The organism is Streptomyces sp. NPDC047043 (assembly GCF_040644055.1).
Taxonomy (GTDB): domain Bacteria; phylum Actinomycetota; class Actinomycetes; order Streptomycetales; family Streptomycetaceae; genus Streptomyces.
Genome location: NZ_JBEYVO010000013.1, coordinates 153493 through 171544, shown reverse-complemented (window position 1 = coordinate 171544; position 18052 = coordinate 153493). Strand labels below are relative to the sequence as shown.

Sequence of the window (18052 nt, the reverse complement as noted above, 5' to 3'; positions counted from 1 at the left end):
TCGAGTGAAAGTGGCACACGTCACACCGGTAACTTCCGGAACCGGCGTAATGCACACCCCCACCACGCACTCGAAGAGGTACGTCGGCCCAACGGCCCCACCGCCCCACCACCCCACATACGGAGCCCCTCGTGCCCATAACCCTGGAACAGCCCACCGGTGCCCACCTGCTCACCCCCGACCACGAGGAACTGTCGGTCCCGGTCACCCTCCGCTACAGCTCGGCCGACCCCCTGGCCGTGCACTTCGTCTTCCCGGCCTGGATCTCGCTGGACGGCGAGGAGGTGACCTGGACCTTCGCCCGCGCTCTTCTGGAGGAGGGTCTGGACACGCCCGCCGGCCTCGGCACCGTCCACATCCGCCCGGCCGACGCGACCCACACGCTGGTGGAGTTCCGCACCCCGGAGGGCGTGGCGGCGGTCGTCTTCAACTCCCTCGCCCTCGAGCGCTTCCTCTTCCGCTCCTACACCGTGACGCAACCGGGAGCGGAGTCCGTGGAACCGGCACTGGAGAGGGGGCTGGCGTCCATGCTGGACGGCGTGTGAGGCGGGGATGGGCAGCGGATCACTTGCCGTCGTTGCCGCCGCCTTTGCCGTCGCCGCCTTTGCCGTCTCCCGCCTTGTCCTCCGGCTTGACCGCGTCCTGGGCCTTCTTCGCGAGGTCGTCGTCGAGCTTCTTGAATTCCCGTACGACAGCGTCGGACATGTCGGCCAGGGCGTCGAAGGACTGGCTGATGTCCTCGCGCCCGTCCTCCCAGTTGGACTCGAAGTCGGAGAGGGCGTCGTTGACGCTGCCGTCACCGATGTCGTCCTTGTAGTCCTCGAAGAGCTTCTTGGTGTGGTTCAGCCGGCTCTTGAGGGACCGCAACCGGCCGCCGTACTCCTCGAGCTCGCTGAGCGGCAGCGCGAGGTCGCTCTTGCCCTTGCCCATGCGCACGTCCCCCGATCTCGTCGTCCGCGATCTCGTAGTCTGGCCCGAACCGTACAACGCGACGATGTTGGCACGGGTGATCGAGTGACCTAGGAACGGGGAGAGTCGGACACGCCATGGCCCGCTACATGGAGGCGCTCACGATCGAGCGCGGAGGTTTCCGGATCAAGGTGCCGGAGTCGTGGTGGGAGTTCGACGTACGACCGGAGTCCCGCAACGACTCGATCCGCCGCATGGTGACCGAACGGGTGCAGCAGCACCCGGAGTTGGCCCGATACCAGGACACGTACACCTCCTTCCTCCAGAAGGCGGCCGCGGACGCGTGGAAGTCGGGCGCGCTGTACTGCGGTTGCATGGCGGAGAGCTTCGGCGGGGACACGCCGATCACGGGCTCGGTCACGGTCTCCCTGGTCGGCGGCCGCACACGCGACGGCGCCCCCTTGTCGACGGACCCCTCCTCCATCGCGTCGGGCCTGGCGCCCAAGGAGGCGAAGAAGGAGGGCGACTCCTGGCGCAAGGTCACCACGGTCGACATCCCCGGCGTGGGCACGGTCGCCCGCACCTACGGCATCGAGGACATCGCGGTACCGGACGACAGCCTGAACCGCACCATCCGGGCGGTCCTCATGCAGACGTTCATCCCCGTACCCGGCCAGGAGGGCAAGGTCGCACTGGTGGCGGGCAGCAGCCAAGTCCTGGACCTGGCGGACTCGTTCTTCGACATCTTCGACGCGATCACTTCTACGTTCCGGTTCACGGGCTGAGCGTCACACGCCGATCTTCGTCACGGGCTGATCTCCTTCACCTCGAACGTAAGTACCCGGTAAGTTCGCGTGTGCACAGGGTTGTTGATGGTGTACGCGTGACGGGGGTTGCAGCATGGCGGGGCATCGGCCGCGGGACTGGCATGTCCTGGACCTGGACAAGGACCCGACGCCCGGCGACCCGGTTCGCGTACGGACGCTGGCGAAGACGTTGCACGACTTCGCGGACGACGTCTCCGACGCCCTGAAGATCGTCAAGGGCATGGCCGAGGAGGACGCGGCCCTGAAGTGGGCCGGCAAGTCCGCGGAGGTGTTCAAGGACGAGTTCTCCGCCGTCCCGAAGAACCTCAAGAAGCTGAAGAAGTCGTACGAGATGTGCGGCGACGCCCTGGCCGCGTACTGGCCGAAGCTGGAGCGCGCACAGGCACTGGCGGACAAGGCGCTGGCGAAGGGCCGCGAGGCGCAGAACGACCTCTCGTCGGCCAAGTCCCGTCTGTCGTCGGCCGATTCATGGGTGACCCGGGCCACGAAGGAAGCCGACAAGTACAAGGACGACCCCACCGGCAGCAAGTCCGGCGGGGACAAGCCGGACGAGTCCAAGGTCCGCGCCGCCACCCGGGACGCCCAGCACGCCAAGTCCGCCCACACCAAGGCCCAGTCGGACGTCACGGATGCGCAGGACGCCCTGTCCGCCGCGAAGAAGATGGCCGAGGACGCCCGCAAGATGCGCGAGGACGCGGCGCGCGAGACCAAGCAGAAGATCGACGAGGCGTCCGACGCGGGTATTCAGAACCGCTCGTGGTGGGAGGACGTCGGCGACTGGTTCGAGGACAACTGGGACACGATCGTCACGGTGTGCAAGGTGGTCGTGGCGGTCGTCGGGATCGTCGCGATGATCATCGGGGGGCCGATCCTGGGCGCGATCGTGCTGGTCGCCGCGCTCGTGGTGCTCGCCGACACGCTCTATAAGTACTCCAAGGGGCAGGCGTCGCTTTGGGATGTGGGGTTCGCGGCGCTGGACTGCATACCGGGCATGAAGGGGCTGACGACTCTCGGCGGTCTCGCCAAGGGGCTCAAGGGCGGGCTTGCCGCGATGAAGGGCCTCAAGGGCGGCCTGAAGGGCGTGGGACTGGCGGTGCGAGGCCTGGGCAAGAACGCCCGCGGCATGCTCGCAGACGGAGCCAAGGGTGCCTACAACCGCGCGAAGAACGTTGTCCGTTCCAAGGGAAGCGACCCTGTGGACATGGCCACTGGTGCCATGTACCTGCCGCAGACCGATGTGGAACTGCCCGGCAGCTTGCCCTTGGCTTTCACCCGACGTGGCGCCTCTGACTACCGCTGTGGATGGTGGTTCGGCCCCACATGGGCCTCCACCATTGACCAGCGGCTGGAAGTCGACGCCCACGGGATCGTGTTTGTCACCGAGGAAGGCCTGCTTCTTTCGTATCCTCACCCCGCTGGTCCGTGGACATCGGTAATGCCTGAGGCGGGCCCGCGCTGGCCGCTGACCCGCCTAGACGACGGCGGCTACCGCATCGACGATCCGCTCACCGGACACGCCCGTTATTTCACCTGCCAAGGCGTTGACGGCATCGCTCTGCTGACCCGTATCGCGGACCGCAATCACCACACCGTCACTGTTGATTACGACGAGCGGGGCACCCCACTCGGCATCCGCCATTCCGGCGGCTACCACCTCAAGTTGGCCATCGACGAGGGCCGCGTCACGGCCCTCAGCCTTGTCGGCGCCGGTGAGGATGGCGCAGACGTCGTCATCAAACGCTACGGATACACCGACGGGAACCTCACCGAGACGATCAACTCCTCCGGCCTGCCACTGCGCTTCGCCTACGACGAGCGGCTGCGCATGACCTCGTGGACCGACACCAACAACCGGAGCTACGCCTACACCTACGACGATCAGGACCGCTGTGTGGCTGAGGGCGGCGAAGCCGGACACATCACCATCACCCTCGAGTACAACGGCACCGACCCGGCGTGGCCCGATTGCCGCATCACCACTCTGACCACGGCCGAAGGCGCAGTCACCCGCCTCGTTATGAATGACCACAGCCAGGTCATCGCCGAAGTCGACCCGTTGGGCAACATCACACGTACCGCGTACGACGAACATCACCATGTCCTGGCCCAAACGGACGCCCTTGGCCACACAACGACGGTCGCCCGGGACGAGGACGGCCGCCCCCGACAGGTGGTCCGGCAGGACGGCGCAGTCTTCCGCTTCGTCTATGGCGCCGAGGGCGTGCTCACGGAAATCGGCCGGCCGGATGGCACCAGTTGGCTTCGGGAGTACGACGAGCGTGGCAACTGCACGGCGCTCACGGACCCGACGGGAGCAACCACCAGGTACACCTATGACACGGCGGGTCATGTCACCGCAGTGACAGATGCCCTGGGAAATACGCGAACCGTTCAGTGCGACTCCGCAGGGCTGCCGGTGATGACCACCGACCCGCTCGGCGCCACTACTACGTGGGAGCGCGACGCCTTCGGTCGGATCACCACATACATCGACCCCCATCGACATGCCACCCGTCTGGTTTGGACGGTCGAGGGCCTTCTTGCCCGTCGCATCACCGCCGATGGCGCATTGGAGTCCTGGACATACGATGCGGAGGGCAACTGCACCAGTCACACCACGCCCACAGGGGCCGTCACCAGATTCGAATACACGCATTTCGACCTGCCGTCGGCCCGCATCGGGCCTGACGGGGCACGATACGAGTTCGTGCACGACCACAGCCTCCGTCTGCTTCAGGTCATCAACCCCCAAGGCATGACATGGACTTACGAACATGACTTGGCAGGACGGCTCACATCGGAGACCGACTTCGACGATCGGTACCTGGCATACACGTATGACAAGGCAGGGCGCCTGACCTCACGTACAGACGTACTCGACCAGACCGTGCATTACGAATACGACTCCGTCGGCAACCTGATTGGCAAGCGCAGCGGAAATCGGCGCACGGAGTTCGCCTACGATTCGAACCGCCAACTGATCCAAGCGACTGGTCCTGATTCGACCCTGACCCTGATGCGTGACGCCAACGGGCTGGTCACGCGTGAGACCGTCAACGGTCGCCATCTGCTCTATGAATACGACATGCTGGGCCGTGTCGTGCGCCGTACGACGCCGAGCGGCGCCTCGAGTATATGGACTTATGACAAGGTCGGTAACCGTTCACGACTTGAGGCATCGGGCCGCACCGTGCGCTTCGATCATGACTGGTCCGGACTTGAGACCAATCGCTTCCTCGGTGAAAGCATCACCCTGAGCCACCTATACGACAGCTTGGGACGTCTCACCGCCCAGGAGTTGTCCGGCAGCGACAACAGCGGCCTCCACCGCGAATACACATACGCCGACGACGGAAACCTGATTGGGATCGACGACACTCATACGGGGAGCCGCCGATTCAACCTGGACCCGGCGAATCGAGTTACCGCGGTTCACGCCTCCAACTGGACGGAGCGTTACGCCTACGACGAGGCGGGGAACTTGACGGATGCGTCCTGGCCCGCCAGGTCGTCCGGAAATGAGGCGATCGGATCTCGGTCCTACGAGGGGACGCGGGTCACTCGGGCGGGAAATATGCGCTACGAATACGACGCGCTGGGCCGTGTGATCAGACGCCAGAAAAAGCGCCTCTCGCGCAATCCCGACACCTGGCACTACACGTGGGACGCGGAGAACAGGCTCACATCCGTAACAACACCGGACGGGACTTGCTGGCGCTACCTCTATGATGCGCTGGGCCGCCGCACCGCCAAGCAGCGACTCGGCTCCGATGGTCTGGCAGTTGTCGAGCAACAGGACTTCACGTGGGATGGTGTCACCCTCTGTGAACAGACGACAAGGGATCTCTCGATACCCCATCCTGTGACGTTGACTTGGAACCACAAGGGAATCCAACCGGTAACGCAGACCGAACGAATCGCGGCGTCAGAGGCGTCTGAAGAGGAAATCGATTCCCGATTCTTCCACATAGTCGCCGATCTCATAGGCACGCCGACCGAACTTATTGGTGAAGATGGCTCCGTAGCATGGCGCACCCGCTCCACGGTGTGGGGCGTAACGGCCTGGAATACTGATGCCACCGCCTATACTCCCCTCCGCTTTCCTGGTCAGTATTTCGACCCCGAGACCGGTCTTCACTACAACTACTTCCGACACTATGATCCAGAAACCGCGCGCTATCTGACCCCTGATCCGCTCGGTCTCGCTCCCGCACCCAATCCGGTGGCCTACGTCCCGAACCCTCATACAGGAGTAGACCTTCTCGGACTGAGCCCGTACTACAGTGAGATTGCACCGAACGGTCAGCGGGGGCCCGCCTACGCCGAGGTCACGCCGCAAACTCTGGACGACGCCGCCAACGGGCTCATTGGAAGTTCACCGGGTCGCGGCGCCCGCTATGCTCCCCCTGGCTTCCAGGGTGGTGCTGCGGGTCATTCGCGCGGACATCTGATCGGGCAGCAATTCGGCGGAGACGGGCGAGACATGCGAAATATCGTCACTCAGGGAACCACGCAGAACAACGGGGCCGTCTCCACTGCTGAAGACCTGATCGCCGATCACGTCAGGTCGACCAGGAATACCGTGATAATGAGCGTAACTCCTGAGTACGCCAATGGAGGAAACGTGCCCAGTCATGTTCTCATTGAAGCAGCGGACGACTTCGGCTGGTCCTTCAGTAGGAGAATCCCAAATCTGTAGAAGGAAGTGCAATGGGAAATATTGAAGGCGCTGAGTTTGTGCGGCGTCTGGCGATGCTTTGCCCCCCTCCCGGTAGCCCCACTGACTTTGACCGATCGCGCACCAATCAAGAGGAGCGCCAGGTTCCGGCAGATTACCGGCGATTGGCGCAAATGTACGGACCCGGCTGCTTTGATGAATTTCTGTGGATCTTTGTGGAGCGGGCAGAGAATGAGCACCTCGATCTTGTGAAGTGCACCAACGGAATGCGGTCGATTTTCAAGCACAAGAATGCTCCTGTGCTTGAAAGTGCTCTTGCTGAATTTGGTGCGACCGTTGAAGATCTTGTTCAGTGGGGCGTCACTGACAATGCCGACATGCTTGCTTGGATTGCGAAGGGGGACCCAGACAGCTGGCCAACAGTTGTCATCCAGGCCGGCCAGCTCGACGTTTTCATCTCATCGAAGAGCTCTACCGAGACGCTGCTTGATCTCTTGACGGGAGCGATGCGCCCGCCATTTTTCCCCTCGGACTTCCCCAGTGAACAACCAGAGTTTTCCGCAAACCCGTACTCATAACCAGAGCGGGTGCTGGGCAACGGTTCGGATGGCGGCCGAATGCCGTGGCGATTGCCGACGAGCTGCCCTCACGGGAGTTCCGCGGTTGATTGAGCGGAGTCGGAGAGCCGGGCGGGGCCAGGGTTTCGGGCTTACGGCCGAGCGAGGGCCTGCTTGCCGCTATCGGGTCAGACGGCCTGGTGTGAGGTCCTGTCCTTGAGGGAGTCGATGAACGCGGTGAAGGACCTCGTAGGGAGGGAGAGGATGCCTTGGGACGGGTCCTTGGAGTCGCGTATGGCTATGCGGGTGTCTCGGTTGGCGACTTCCACGCAGGCGTTGCCCTCCCCGCCGCCGGAGAAGGACGACTTGCGCCAGAACTCAGGGGTGTTCATAGGCGTCTCACAACTCCTTCGTCAACCCATGGATGAAGTCACGCGAACGCTCGGGCTCGAGTGACGCCCTCTCCACTCTACGGAAGAGCGTTCGAAAGCGGTTGAGTTGGGCTTCGGCGTCAACGAAGACCGTGCCGTTGGGGCCATCGCACACCACGGTGTCCAACTCGGGCACAGGGCCGCCCGCGTACACCATGGCGCTTCCGGCGCCGGCGAAACCGTCGAGATCGAAGGGGATGATGCGCACGGTGATGTGCTCGGCCTCGGAGAGTTCCAGGATGCGAGCGAGTTGATCCCGTACGGCGGCGCGGTCGCCGACTCTGATGCGGAGCGCCGCTTCGTGGATCACGGTCTCGTACGGGGTGGGCTCGGGGCGCTCGATGATGGCCTTCCGCCTCATGCGGTGCTCCACCCAGTGTTCCAGTTCGCTCGCCGGGTGCTCCGGGTTCACGTAGGAGAACAGTGCGTGTGCGTAGTTGCGGGTCTGCAGAAGGCCAGGAATGTGCAGGAAATCCACGTCCCATCGGTACTTGGCGTGATGCTCCAACTCGGCGAGATCCAGGAACGGCGTCGGTAGCAGGCCCTGGTACTCCTCCCACCAGCCGCGCGTCCGGTCGGTCGCCATCGATGCAAGTGCCGAAACCAGTTCTTCGTCTGCGCAGGCGTAGTGTGCGGCCATTCTCCGGAGTCGCTCCGCGCTCACCCCTGCGATGCCGGCCTCGACCTGACTCATCTGGACGGAACTGGTCCCGAGCCGACTCGCTGCCTCCGTTGCCTTGAGCCCAGCCGCTTCGCGTAGTTTCCGCAGCTCAATGCCGAGACGGACTTGGCGTGCCGTGGGCTGCCGTCTGGGCGGCATGGCCTCCTCCTCGTCTTCAACAGCTTTGGTGGGGTGACTCGTTCGGGGGTCAGGTTACGCGATCTGCTTGTCGAGGAATAAAAATATGCCCTACGTTCAGTGATGCGACACACACGCTGCGGAACGACCGGGACTCCGGAAGCGCACCGCTCCGTCATGCCATGACGGCTGCGGCACTGCCACCGCCCGCGACCGCAGTCAGATCCGCCAACTTCCCCTTCTCGACAGGAGTTCAGCCATGGCCGAAAGCGATCCCTGGGAGTACTCCCTCTACATCCCCAACGACCCCCGCGCCGTCACCGTCTGCCGCCGCACCCTTCGCCTGATCCTCACCATGCACGGCCTGATCCGCCTGGTCGACACCGCCGAGCTGCTCGCGACGGAGCTGGTCTCCAACGCCGTACGTCATACCAAGGGGCCCGCTGCCCTGCGTGTGCGGTGGTCGGCCGGCGTGCTGCGGATCGGGGCGTGGGATGCGAGTCCTGAACCGCCGGAGCCGCCGGGGGTGTTGGAGCAGCTCGCCGATCTGGAGCGGGGCCGGGGGCTGGCTCTGGTTCGTGCCTGCGCTGATCTCTGGGGCTGGCAGCCACTCACCCGGGACGGCAATCGCGGTAAGTACGTGTGGTGTGACCTCGTTGCGGCGTAGTGCGTTGATCGTCGTAAGGCCTGAACTCGTGCTCATGGACGCGGACTTGGTTGAGGGCGGAGTTGTCGAGCAGCGTGTGGACCTGCTGCTGCGGGTGGGGAGGGGCGAGGGGGCGTACCTCCTGGTCTTCGACTCGTTGGGGGACGGGACGAAGCCAGGCGGAAGGGCTGGGCTTCCATCGTCCTGAGCCTCTACGCGAAGTACCGCATCGTGCCGGTCCTGATTGTGCTGACGTCGAGTGAATCCACTGCCCAGTGGGCGGCCCAACCGATCAACGTGGGCCCGGCCGGCTGGGAGACCTGCACCGTACGGCCCCTCGTGATCGGGCCGGACAGTGAGCCGTTCATCGCCGACGAGCGGCTCAGCGGTGGGGACGCGTTCCTTGAAGCACTTTCGGCGATTGTGCACGGCGCGGGGCCGGGCTCTGGTCCGTTCGCCGACGGCGCGCCCTGATCAGGACGCGCCGTCAGCGGCTCGGAGTTGCTCAGCGGTTGACCGACTGGATCTCCTGGACGTTGATGTCCTGGGTCGTGTCGAAGGTGCCGTCGGGGAGGTCGCCCTTGGTGCCGCCGGTGCCTTCCCAGGAGACCTGCCAGGTGATGGAGGCCTTGAGGTGGTACGGCGTGCCGTTGGTGGCGTGGAGGTACGTGATGCCGCACGGCGGGGTCTTCTTGGCGTCGCCCTTCTCGTACGGCGTGCCGATCGAGCCGTCGTCGTTGATCTTGCAGTCGCCGGAGGCGGGGTAGGTCGTCGCGTCCTGTGTGCCCGGGTCCAGGTGGAGGGCGACCGGCTTGGCGGTCGTCTCGGCCCAGAGGTTGGTGCGGGGGAGGTCGGCGCGGACCTTGATCTCCTGGAACCTGCCCTTGTCGAGCCAGACCCAAGTGGGCAGGTTCACCGTGGACTTGGCGGTGGGCTTGAGTTCGATCTCGGTGTCGGGGACCTCGACCTTGTTGTAGGCGTACTCGGCGAGCATCTTCGGCGTCGGGGCGTGGGCGACCTTGGGGACCACGTTGGCGTCCTGCCAGAACATGATCTTGCCGCAGTCCCAGGAGTCGGGGTCCTTCTCGTCCGGCGCGACGCTGCGCCAGAAGTAGCCGTCCTTGCCGATGTTCCAGTTCTTGTAGCCCTCGGCGACGGTGTACGCGTCGTCGAAGTTGTGTTCCGGCTTGCCGTCCTGGTAGTGGTCCGTCCACAGCCCCTTGCCGAACCAGGACTCGTGGATACCGACGTCGCCGTTGCCGTCATTCTCGTCGACGAAGTCCTTCAGCTCCTGCCCGGTGAAGACGGGTTCGTACCAGCAGGCCGGGGGCTTCCAGTTGACGTCCACGGAGGAGAGGCTGCCGTGCTTGCCTCCGGTGGGGCCGCTCACTTGGCGGACCTTGATCGTGGAGTAGGTGGCGGAGGCGTAGACGGTCTTGCCGTGCTTGCCCCCGGAAGGCTTGGTGTTCTGGCCCGGGGTGTAGTCGGCGTATGCGTTGCCGGCGCTCAGGAGCACAACGGCGACGGAAGCCGTCGAAGCCAGGCGCAGAGAGGAGGTCGGCAGCCTCATGCCTGGCACTCCTTCGCCTTGCCGATGACCTCGTTGACGTGCACCTTCCAGACCTGGGAGGAGCCGGACGCCGGGCTCATGAGCAGTCGATGCTTCGAGTAGCTGTTCAGGCTCTCCTCGCCGCGAAGAACCTTGCCGGTCTTGATTTCCTTGCTGTAGGCCTTGGCCTGGTTCTCGCAGAAGGTGACGAGGACGCGTTTGCCACCGCTCAAAGTGGTCGTCTCGGCGTCGTAGTACTTGTCCGTCCCCGTGGGGGCCCAGTTGCCCTTCGTCCAGGTCTGGATCTGAGACTTGACGTACTGACTGGCCTGGCCGTCCGAGTAGAACTGGTACGCCGGGTCGTTCGGGTCCTGTGCGGTGATGCCGTGGAACATCGCCTTCACGTAGTTCTGGGCATCCGCAAGTGCCGCCGCATGCTTGGGGTCGGACGGCTGGTCGAAGTCGAAGACCAGGTTCAGGTCCTTCGGCACGCTCACATCAGGGCGGTTGGCGTCGGACGAGGCGGAGGCCGACGGACTGCCCGACCCCTTGTTGGCCCCCTTGATGTCATCCGACTTGTCATCACCCCCGCCACACGCGGTGAGCAAAAGAGCCGCCGCCGCAGTGAACGCGGCAGCAGTGGTCGTCAGAGCGCGGCGGGCCACGTTGGATCTCCCCCGGAGGTCGGCAGTGTGCAACGGGGAACGAAGCTATCAGGGGTGAGTAAGAGGCCCTGGAGTGGCCGTGGGGGATTGTGTGGGGGATGTGAGGAGTGCGGTGCGGTGAGCGGGGAGGGCGTGGAAGCTGGGCGGTGGGTCGTCATGGCGGCGGTGGTGCAACTCGGGCCTAGCGGGCGGAAGGTGAGATATCCGGTGAGCGGCGAGGTCCCGGTCCCGGGTCCGTCCGTCAACGTCCTCCGGCGCCTTTCGACGCCGTAAATCAGAGTCCATAAGATCTCTGTAGGCTCAATGCGCCCCCTCGACCACTGTCTCCACACCCGCATACGACCTTCAGGACGCCCGCCATGGCACGACGCCGCACTTCAAGCTCGTCAAGCTCGACGGGAAACACGACGGCCTCGCCGACCCCGAGGAACCGGACGCCCCAGGCAGTCACCATCCGGCGGCGTTCGTTCGGGGACTTCGTCAAGGCGTTCTTCGCTTTCATCGCGCTGTTGGTGCTCGTCGTCGGCGTGCCGGGTGCGCTCGCTGTGTTGATCGGGTGGCCGCTGCCCAGTGGGGCACCGAGCCTCGACTGGTTGCAGCGGGAGATCACCGTTACGACCTTCCTGCACATCCTGACCGTCATCGTCTGGCTCGCCTGGGCGCAGTTCACCGCCTGTGTGCTGGTGGAGGTCAAGGCCGCGCTGTCCGGGGTCGGGGTTCCCGGGCGGGTGCCCGGCGCCGGACCCAGTCAGATTCTTGCCCGGCAGCTCGTCGCCGCGCTGCTGCTCGTCGGCGCCACCGCCGCCAGCCTCACCCCGGGGCTGTCGAACCTCGGGCACAGCCTGGAGGGAAACCAGAGGCCGACCGTCGCCGCGGCCCAGGCGACCCCGGGGCTCTTCGCGCAGCAGCAGGAGCAGGCCGCCAGCACCGCCGCCGCTCTCGCCGAGCAGGCCTCCCACGCGGCCGCGCACGCCGACGTCGGCAGCAACGCCAAGCAGCACGGGGACACGAAGTACTACCGGATCCAGCCGCCCGAGGGGCGTCATCACGACTCCCTCTGGGAGATCGCCCAGCGGCATCTCGGTGACGGGCGCCGGTACAAGGAGATCTACGAGCTCAACAAGGACCGGGTCCAGCCGGACGGGTCCAAGCTGTCCGAGGCCAGTCTGATCCGGCCCGGGTGGATCATGGAGATGCCCGGCGACGCCCACGGCGGCGACCTCGTCGAGGCGCCCGACGCCTCCGCCCACGCCTCCTCGCAGGCCCAGCAGCAGGTCCACGACTACGCCAAGTCCGGCGATCACGCCCAGGGCAGCCACGCCCAGGGCGGCGGCCACCACGCCCAGCAGGTCTCCCTGCCCGAGCAGCGGCCCGCCTCCGACGGCGGTCCGCAGCACACCGCGCCCGCTGCCTCCACCACCTCCGAGTCCAGCAGTGCCTTCGGCCTTCCGCAGGCCCTCGTCGGCGCCCCCCTCCTTGCCGCCGGCCTCCTCGGCGCCCTCGGCCGGCGCCGCCGCCAGGCGCTGTGGCAGTCGGCGCTCGGTGCCGTCGGCGGGCGCCGCGGCATGGAGCCGCCCACGCCGACCGGGGACGCCGCCGATGCGCAGGACGCGCTTCTCGTCGGCGCCGACCCCGAAGGCGTACGACTGCTGGACCGTTCGCTGAGGGGACTTGCCGCACAGCTCGCCGGCGAGTCGCGTGCCCTGCCCACCGTCTACGCCGCCTGGCTCACCAACGGCGATCTGCATCTGCAACTCGCCCAGCCCGCCGGGAAGCCGCCCGCGCCCTGGCAGCTCGGGCAGGACCAGACGTTCTGGATGCTCGCCCGCACCGACGCCGAGCGGTACGACGACGTCGACACCGCCGCTCCCTACCCGGGTCTCGTCAGCCTCGGCACGATGGACGACTCGCGGCTGCTGCTCAACCTGGAGTCGGTGCCCGGCATCGTCTCGCTGAGCGGCCGTGAGGCCGACCGGGCCGCCGTGTTCGCGTCCGTGGCCGCCGAACTCGCCACCAACGGCTGGTCGGACCGCATGACCATCACGCTCGTCGGGTTCGGCGAGGACCTCACCCCGCTCGCGCCCAACCGGCTGCGCCACCTCGACGGAATCGACGACCTCATCGAGACCATGGAGGCCGAGACGCGGCAGCGGAGGGGCGCGCTGGGGGCCGCGGGCCACGACTCCGTCCTCACCGGGCGTACGGGGCCTGCCCAGCACACCCGTTGGGCCCCGCACCTCGTCCTCCTCGCCGCCCAGCCCTCCGCCGAGGACGCCGTCAAGCTCGCCGAACTCGCCGCCGACGCAAGCCGGTTGGGCATCGGCTACCTCGTCGGCACCGAGACCGGCGATCTGCCCGGCGCCGCCTGGGAGATGGAGGTCACCAGCCAGGGCAAGCTGCTCGCCCCGCTCCTCGGCCTCGAACTCGACGCCCAGCTCCTGCCGTTGGCCACCCAGCGGGCCGTCGTCGAGCTGTTCGTCGAGGCCGACCCGGACCGCGAGCCCGACGGGCCCACCCCCGCCCCACCGTTCCTCGTCGACGTCAGCGAGCAGGGGCGGCCCGCGGTGTACGCGCGCCTCGTCGGGCCGTACGAGATCATCGGGCTCGAGACGCCGGACGGGGAGCGCAGCGCGCTGCTCCACGAGGCGCTCGCGCTGCTCCTGCTGCACCGCGAAGGCGTCCACCCGCGCGTGCTCGCATCCGCCCTGTGGCCGCGGGGAGTCACCGACGACGTGCGGGACGCGCTGCTGGAGCGGCTGCGGGTCTGGCTCGGTGCCGACCGGGACGGCAGCCCGCGCCTCACCGCCGACTCCACCGGACGGCTCGTGCTCGCCAAGTCCGTCGTGTCCGACCTGGACGTGCTGCGGTCGCTGTACCACGAGGCCACGCAGGGCAGGGGCGTCGACAGCCGTGCCGTGCGCGGGCGGCTGCTGACGGACGCGCTGGTGCTGGTGCGCGGCCCGCTGCTCGCCGACCGGCCCGAGGGGCGCTACCGCTGGCTCACCCACGAGATCATCGACGCCCAACTCCCGCTGCTCGTCGCGGACATCGGGCTCGCACTGTCCGCGTTCCACCTGGAGAAGGACCGCGCGGAGAAGGCCATCGAGGCCCTGAACGCCGCCCTCAACTCCGCGCCCGGCGACGAGCGGCTGTGGCACGAGCTGCTGCGGGCGACCCACGCCACCGGTGACACGGGCCGCCTCCAGACCCTCGCCGCCGACCTGGTGGGCCGCAGTGGCGCGCGCGGGCTGCCGCCGCGCACCGAGGCGCTCCTCGACGAGCTGCTGCCGTCGTGGCGCAGCGGCGCCGTCGCGGCCGGCTGAGCACCGGGGGATGAGTACCGGGTTGCTGATCGCCGTCGCCGCGCTCTGGGGTGCGGCGACGGGGATGCTGCTGCCGAGGGCCGCCTACCGGTTCTCGGCGCCGTCGGGCGAGCCATGGCGGGAGTTGTGCCCGGGGGAGCATCCCATCAGCGGGTGGATCGGGCGGGCCCGGTGCCCGCAGTGCGCGGGCGCCGCCTCGGCGGCCGGCGCCGACACGGCCGTACCGAAGAGTCCGTACGGCCCGGCCGCCGTCCCTCTCGCGACCAGCACCGCCCTCGTCTGTGCCGCCCTTGCCGCCGCCACCGGCACCCGGCCCGAGCTCCTGGTCTGGCTGCTGCTCGCGCCCGTCGGGGTGCTGCTGGCCGTCGTCGACTTCCGGGTGCAGCGGCTGCCCGATGTGCTGACGCTGCCGCTCGCGGGAGCCGCGCTCGTGCTGCTCGGGCTCACCGCACTCGTGCCGGAGCACGCGGGTGACTGGCCGACCGCGCTGTACGGCGCCCTCGTGCTCGGCGCCGCCTTCTTCGTGCTGTTCCTGATCAACCCCGGCGGCATGGGCTTCGGCGACGTCAAGCTGGCGCTGGGCCTTGGCGCCGTCCTCGGGTGGTACGGCTGGCCGACGGTCATGCTGGGCACCTTCGCCGCGTTCCTGCTCGGGGCGCTGTACGGCGGTGCGCTCGTCGTCGTGCGGCGGGCCGGGCGCAAGACGGCCATCGCGTTCGGGCCGTTCCTGATCAGCGGGGCGTTCGTCGGGCTGCTGATCGGCGCCTACGCGGCCTGACGTCGGCCGGGCGAAAGGCCTGGCGTAGGCTGGCTGAGTCCGTCCACAACCCTTGACGAAAGGGACGCCCCGGTGTCCGAGAAGGCCGACCTCACGTCTATTGATGTCACAGCCGTCCTCGACCGTGCCGCCGCCGGTGGGCGGATCACCCCGGAAGAAGCGCTCGTCCTCTACCGCGACGCCCCGCTGCACGCGCTGGGCGCGGCCGCCGACGCCGTCCGCCGCCGCAAGTACGCCGGCACCGAGCACATCGCGACGTACATCATCGAGCGCAACATCAACTACACGAACGTGTGCGTCACGGCGTGCAAGTTCTGCGCCTTCTACGCCGCCCCCAAGGACACCGCCAAGGGCTGGACGCGGGACCTGGACGACATCCTGCGGCGGTGCGCCGAGACCGTCGAGCTCGGCGGTACGCAGATCATGTTCCAGGGCGGGCACCACCCGGACTACGGCGTCGAGTACTACGAGAAGCACTTCGCCGCCATCAAGCAGGCCTTCCCGCAGCTCGTCATCCACAGCCTGGGGGCGAGCGAGGTCGAGCACATGGCGCGGATCTCGAAGGTCTCCGTCGAGGAGGCGATCCAGCGCATCCACGCCGCCGGGCTCGACTCCTTCGCGGGCGCCGGCGCCGAGTTGCTGCCGGAGCGGCCGCGCAAGGCCATCGCGCCCCTCAAGGAGAGCGGTGAGCGCTGGCTGGAGATCATGGAGACCGCGCACCGGCTGGGCGTCGAGTCCACCTCCACCATGCTCATGGGCACCGGCGAGACCAACGCCGAGCGCATCGAGCACCTGCGGATGATCCGTGACGTACAGGACCGGACGGGCGGCTTCCGCGCCTTCATCCCGTACACCTACCAGCCCGAGAACAACCACCTGAAGGGCCGCACACAGGCCACGATCTTCGAGTACCTGCGGATGATCGCCATCGCGCGGCTGTTCATGGACAACATCCAGCACATCCAGGGCTCCTGGCTGACCACCGGCAAGGAGGTCGGGCAGCTGTCCCTGCACTACGGCGCCGACGACCTCGGCTCGATCATGCTCGAGGAGAACGTGGTCTCCTCCGCCGGCGCCAAGCACCGCTCCAACCGGCTCGAGATCATCGACCTCATCCGGAAGGCGGGGCGTGTCCCGGCCCAGCGGACGACGACGTACGAGCACATCGTCGTCCACGACGACCCGGCGAACGACCCCGTCGACGAGCGGGTCATGTCGCACATCTCCTCCACGGCGATCGCGGGCGGCACGGCACATCCCGAGCTGAAGCTGCTCGCCTCCAACTGACCCCGCTGTGCTGACGATTCACGCCGCCGACGAGGTCCGCCGCACCTGGGACGACCCGGCGCCGGTCAAGGACGGCGCCGTCGCCGTCGAGGGGACGCGTGTCGCCGCGGTGGGCCCGCTCGAGGAGGTTCGGGAGCAATTCCCCGGCGCACGGGTGCGCAGTTGGCCCGGTGTGCTGGGGCCCGCCCGGCTTCACGACGGCCCGCTTCCGGAGGCCCCGTCCGCACGCGAACGCATCCACGCCGTACTGAAGTCGGGCGCGGTGGCGGTCCTGGAGCAGTACGTCGACACGCCCGAACTCCGCGCCGCCGCCGATCGGAACGACGTGGTGGTCCTCCCGAGCCCCCGGCCGACACCGCTCAGGCAGACGGGCCGCGCCGACTTGGCCGTACTGGATGAGACGGGTGCGTGCATCGCGACGGTGTGCGCCGGACGCCTCGTGCACAGGCGCCGCTAGGGCTCTTCTGATGGATCTCCGCGGCGTCGCGACGGAGATCCATCAGAAGAGCCCTAGCCCGCGAACGCCTCCCCGAACGCCCCCGAACTCTGCTTCACCCCACTGCAGTCGGTCGCCGCGTCGTCCTCGTCCGAGTTCCCGTCCGCACACTGCTGGTCCCGGAACGTCGACCACATCGACACCCAGGCGATCTCCTTCTCCTCGGCGAACGTCCGCACCTGCGCCGCGTCCGACAGCGTGAACGTCTCGTTGTCGACGTCGTTCACGCCGATCATCGAGGTCAGGGCCATGCCCTGCCAGGCGCCCGCGTCGGACAGGCCGAAGACCTTCTTCAGCTGGGTGTGGGCGGCCTCGGCCGACGTCAGGGCGTAGTCGCCCATGTCGTCGTCGTACGACTCGCCGTAGTTCATGGTCATGAGGTCGACCGTGGAGACCTGCACGTCGTACTTGTTGGCCGACTCCAGCAGCGCCAGGCTGTCGGAGTCGAGGCCGGAGGGCATGACGGGCAGCGTGAAGGTGACCTCGAGGTCGCTGCGCTCCTTCTGCAGCAGGGCGATCGCCTCGGAGCGCAGCGCCACCGAGTCGGAGTCGGTCAGCTCGTCGCCCTCGATGTCGAAGTCGGCCTGGGCGGAACCGGCCGCGTCCAGCGCCTTCCCGTACGCCGCCGCCAGCTCGGTCGCGCTGTCGCAGGTCGCCGCCAGCTCCTTGCCGGAGGCCCCGCCGAAGGAGACGCGGACCGTGGCGCCGTCCTCCTCGAGCTGCGAAATCCGGGACTTCACCGCCGAGTCGGAGATCGCCTTCTCGCCGTTCCACGTCGGCGTGCAGTCGCTGCCGTCGGCGATCACGAAAGCCAGGTTGTACGTCGTCGGGGAGCCGGCGGAGTCGTTGTCGGAGGCCTCGGTCGCGCTGACGTAGGGGGCGTACGAGGTGGTCGAACCGGCCTCCTCGGAGGGGGAGGAGCTCGACCGTTTCGGCGGCTTCGGCGCCGCGTCCGAGGTGCTGTGGGAGCCCGTGGAGCACCCCGCCGTGGCCAGGGCAAACAGACAGGTGAACCCGGCCGCCGGCTTCAGGAAACCCCGCATGGAACATGCACCCGCTCTCGTGTTTTTTTCGTGATTTCTGTCTCAGGCTTGAAACAAAGCCCTA

General features: G+C 67.1%; 16 protein-coding genes. 10 read left to right on the top strand and 6 right to left on the bottom strand.

Translation table 11 applies throughout. From position 1 onward, the window contains the following. Positions 1-131: 131 nt before the first annotated feature. The gene (locus ABZ880_RS21950) at positions 132-545 is read left to right on the top strand and encodes an SsgA family sporulation/cell division regulator (protein WP_361265388.1); all 414 of its coding nucleotides are present in this window, start codon (positions 132-134) and stop codon (positions 543-545) included. Positions 546-564: 19 nt separating this feature from the next. Here the strand turns inward: ABZ880_RS21950 and ABZ880_RS21945 are convergent, their stop codons facing one another. Further along, positions 565-930, bottom strand: a complete 366-nt coding sequence (locus ABZ880_RS21945; RefSeq protein WP_361265386.1) for a hypothetical protein — start codon at positions 928-930, stop codon at positions 565-567. 116 nt (positions 931-1046) lie between these two features. Here ABZ880_RS21945 and ABZ880_RS21940 point away from each other — a divergent pair, with 116 nt between their 5' ends. The 3 genes from ABZ880_RS21940 (at position 1047) to ABZ880_RS21930 (ending at position 6992) form a co-directional block, all read left to right on the top strand. Then, the gene (locus tag ABZ880_RS21940) at positions 1047-1694 is read left to right on the top strand and encodes a hypothetical protein (protein WP_361265384.1); all 648 of its coding nucleotides are present in this window, start codon (positions 1047-1049) and stop codon (positions 1692-1694) included. A 115-nt stretch (positions 1695-1809) separates the two neighbouring features. Then, positions 1810-6435 (top strand): DUF6531 domain-containing protein, encoded by a 4626-nt coding sequence (locus tag ABZ880_RS21935; RefSeq protein ID WP_361265381.1) that lies wholly within the window; start codon positions 1810-1812, stop codon positions 6433-6435. An 11-nt stretch (positions 6436-6446) separates the two neighbouring features. Further along, entirely contained in the window at positions 6447-6992 is a 546-nt protein-coding gene (locus ABZ880_RS21930; protein WP_361265378.1) for a hypothetical protein, read from the top strand. A 167-nt stretch (positions 6993-7159) separates the two neighbouring features. On the opposite strand, the gene ABZ880_RS21925 is transcribed toward ABZ880_RS21930, so the two are convergent. Together ABZ880_RS21925 and ABZ880_RS21920 are read right to left on the bottom strand one after the other, a co-directional pair. Then, positions 7160-7363 (bottom strand): DUF397 domain-containing protein, encoded by a 204-nt coding sequence (locus ABZ880_RS21925; protein ID WP_361265375.1) that lies wholly within the window; start codon positions 7361-7363, stop codon positions 7160-7162. 7 nt (positions 7364-7370) lie between these two features. Further along, positions 7371-8222, bottom strand: coding sequence for a helix-turn-helix transcriptional regulator (locus ABZ880_RS21920; RefSeq protein WP_361265372.1), 852 nt, complete (start codon positions 8220-8222; stop codon positions 7371-7373). A gap of 238 nt (positions 8223-8460) precedes the next feature. On the opposite strand from ABZ880_RS21920, the gene ABZ880_RS21915 reads away from it, so the two are divergent. Both ABZ880_RS21915 and ABZ880_RS21910 read left to right on the top strand, forming a co-directional pair. Next, entirely contained in the window at positions 8461-8868 is a 408-nt protein-coding gene (locus ABZ880_RS21915) for an ATP-binding protein (RefSeq protein WP_361265369.1), read from the top strand. 210 nt (positions 8869-9078) lie between these two features. Next, complete coding sequence (locus ABZ880_RS21910) at positions 9079-9321, top strand: hypothetical protein (RefSeq protein WP_361265367.1); 243 nt, start codon at positions 9079-9081, stop codon at positions 9319-9321. 31 nt (positions 9322-9352) lie between these two features. On the opposite strand, the gene ABZ880_RS21905 is transcribed toward ABZ880_RS21910, so the two are convergent. Together ABZ880_RS21905 and ABZ880_RS21900 are read right to left on the bottom strand one after the other, a co-directional pair. Further along, positions 9353-10417: a hypothetical protein gene (locus ABZ880_RS21905; RefSeq protein WP_361265364.1), complete on the bottom strand. Its 1065-nt coding sequence runs from the start codon at positions 10415-10417 to the stop codon at positions 9353-9355. Further along, positions 10414-10887 (bottom strand): hypothetical protein, encoded by a 474-nt coding sequence (locus tag ABZ880_RS21900; protein ID WP_361265361.1) that lies wholly within the window; start codon positions 10885-10887, stop codon positions 10414-10416. The genes ABZ880_RS21905 and ABZ880_RS21900 overlap by 4 nt, the downstream gene beginning before the upstream one ends. 533 nt (positions 10888-11420) lie before the next feature. Here ABZ880_RS21900 and ABZ880_RS21895 point away from each other — a divergent pair. From ABZ880_RS21895 to ABZ880_RS21880, 4 genes are all read left to right on the top strand, one after another. Further along, positions 11421-14384, top strand: coding sequence for a BTAD domain-containing putative transcriptional regulator (locus ABZ880_RS21895; protein WP_361265358.1), 2964 nt, complete (start codon positions 11421-11423; stop codon positions 14382-14384). A gap of 10 nt (positions 14385-14394) precedes the next feature. Next, a complete protein-coding gene (locus ABZ880_RS21890) occupies positions 14395-15162 on the top strand; it encodes an A24 family peptidase (RefSeq protein ID WP_361265355.1) in 768 nt (255 codons plus the stop codon). Positions 15163-15234: 72 nt separating this feature from the next. Then, on the top strand, positions 15235-16449 hold the full coding sequence (mqnC, locus tag ABZ880_RS21885; RefSeq protein WP_361265352.1) for a cyclic dehypoxanthinyl futalosine synthase: 1215 nt from the start codon (positions 15235-15237) through the stop codon (positions 16447-16449). Positions 16450-16456: 7 nt separating this feature from the next. Beyond that, positions 16457-16906 (top strand): hypothetical protein, encoded by a 450-nt coding sequence (locus tag ABZ880_RS21880; protein WP_361265349.1) that lies wholly within the window; start codon positions 16457-16459, stop codon positions 16904-16906. 53 nt (positions 16907-16959) lie between these two features. Here the strand turns inward: ABZ880_RS21880 and ABZ880_RS21875 are convergent, their stop codons facing one another. Further along, on the bottom strand, positions 16960-17988 hold the full coding sequence (locus ABZ880_RS21875; RefSeq protein ID WP_361265346.1) for a chitinase: 1029 nt from the start codon (positions 17986-17988) through the stop codon (positions 16960-16962). Positions 17989-18052: the final 64 nt, after the last annotated feature.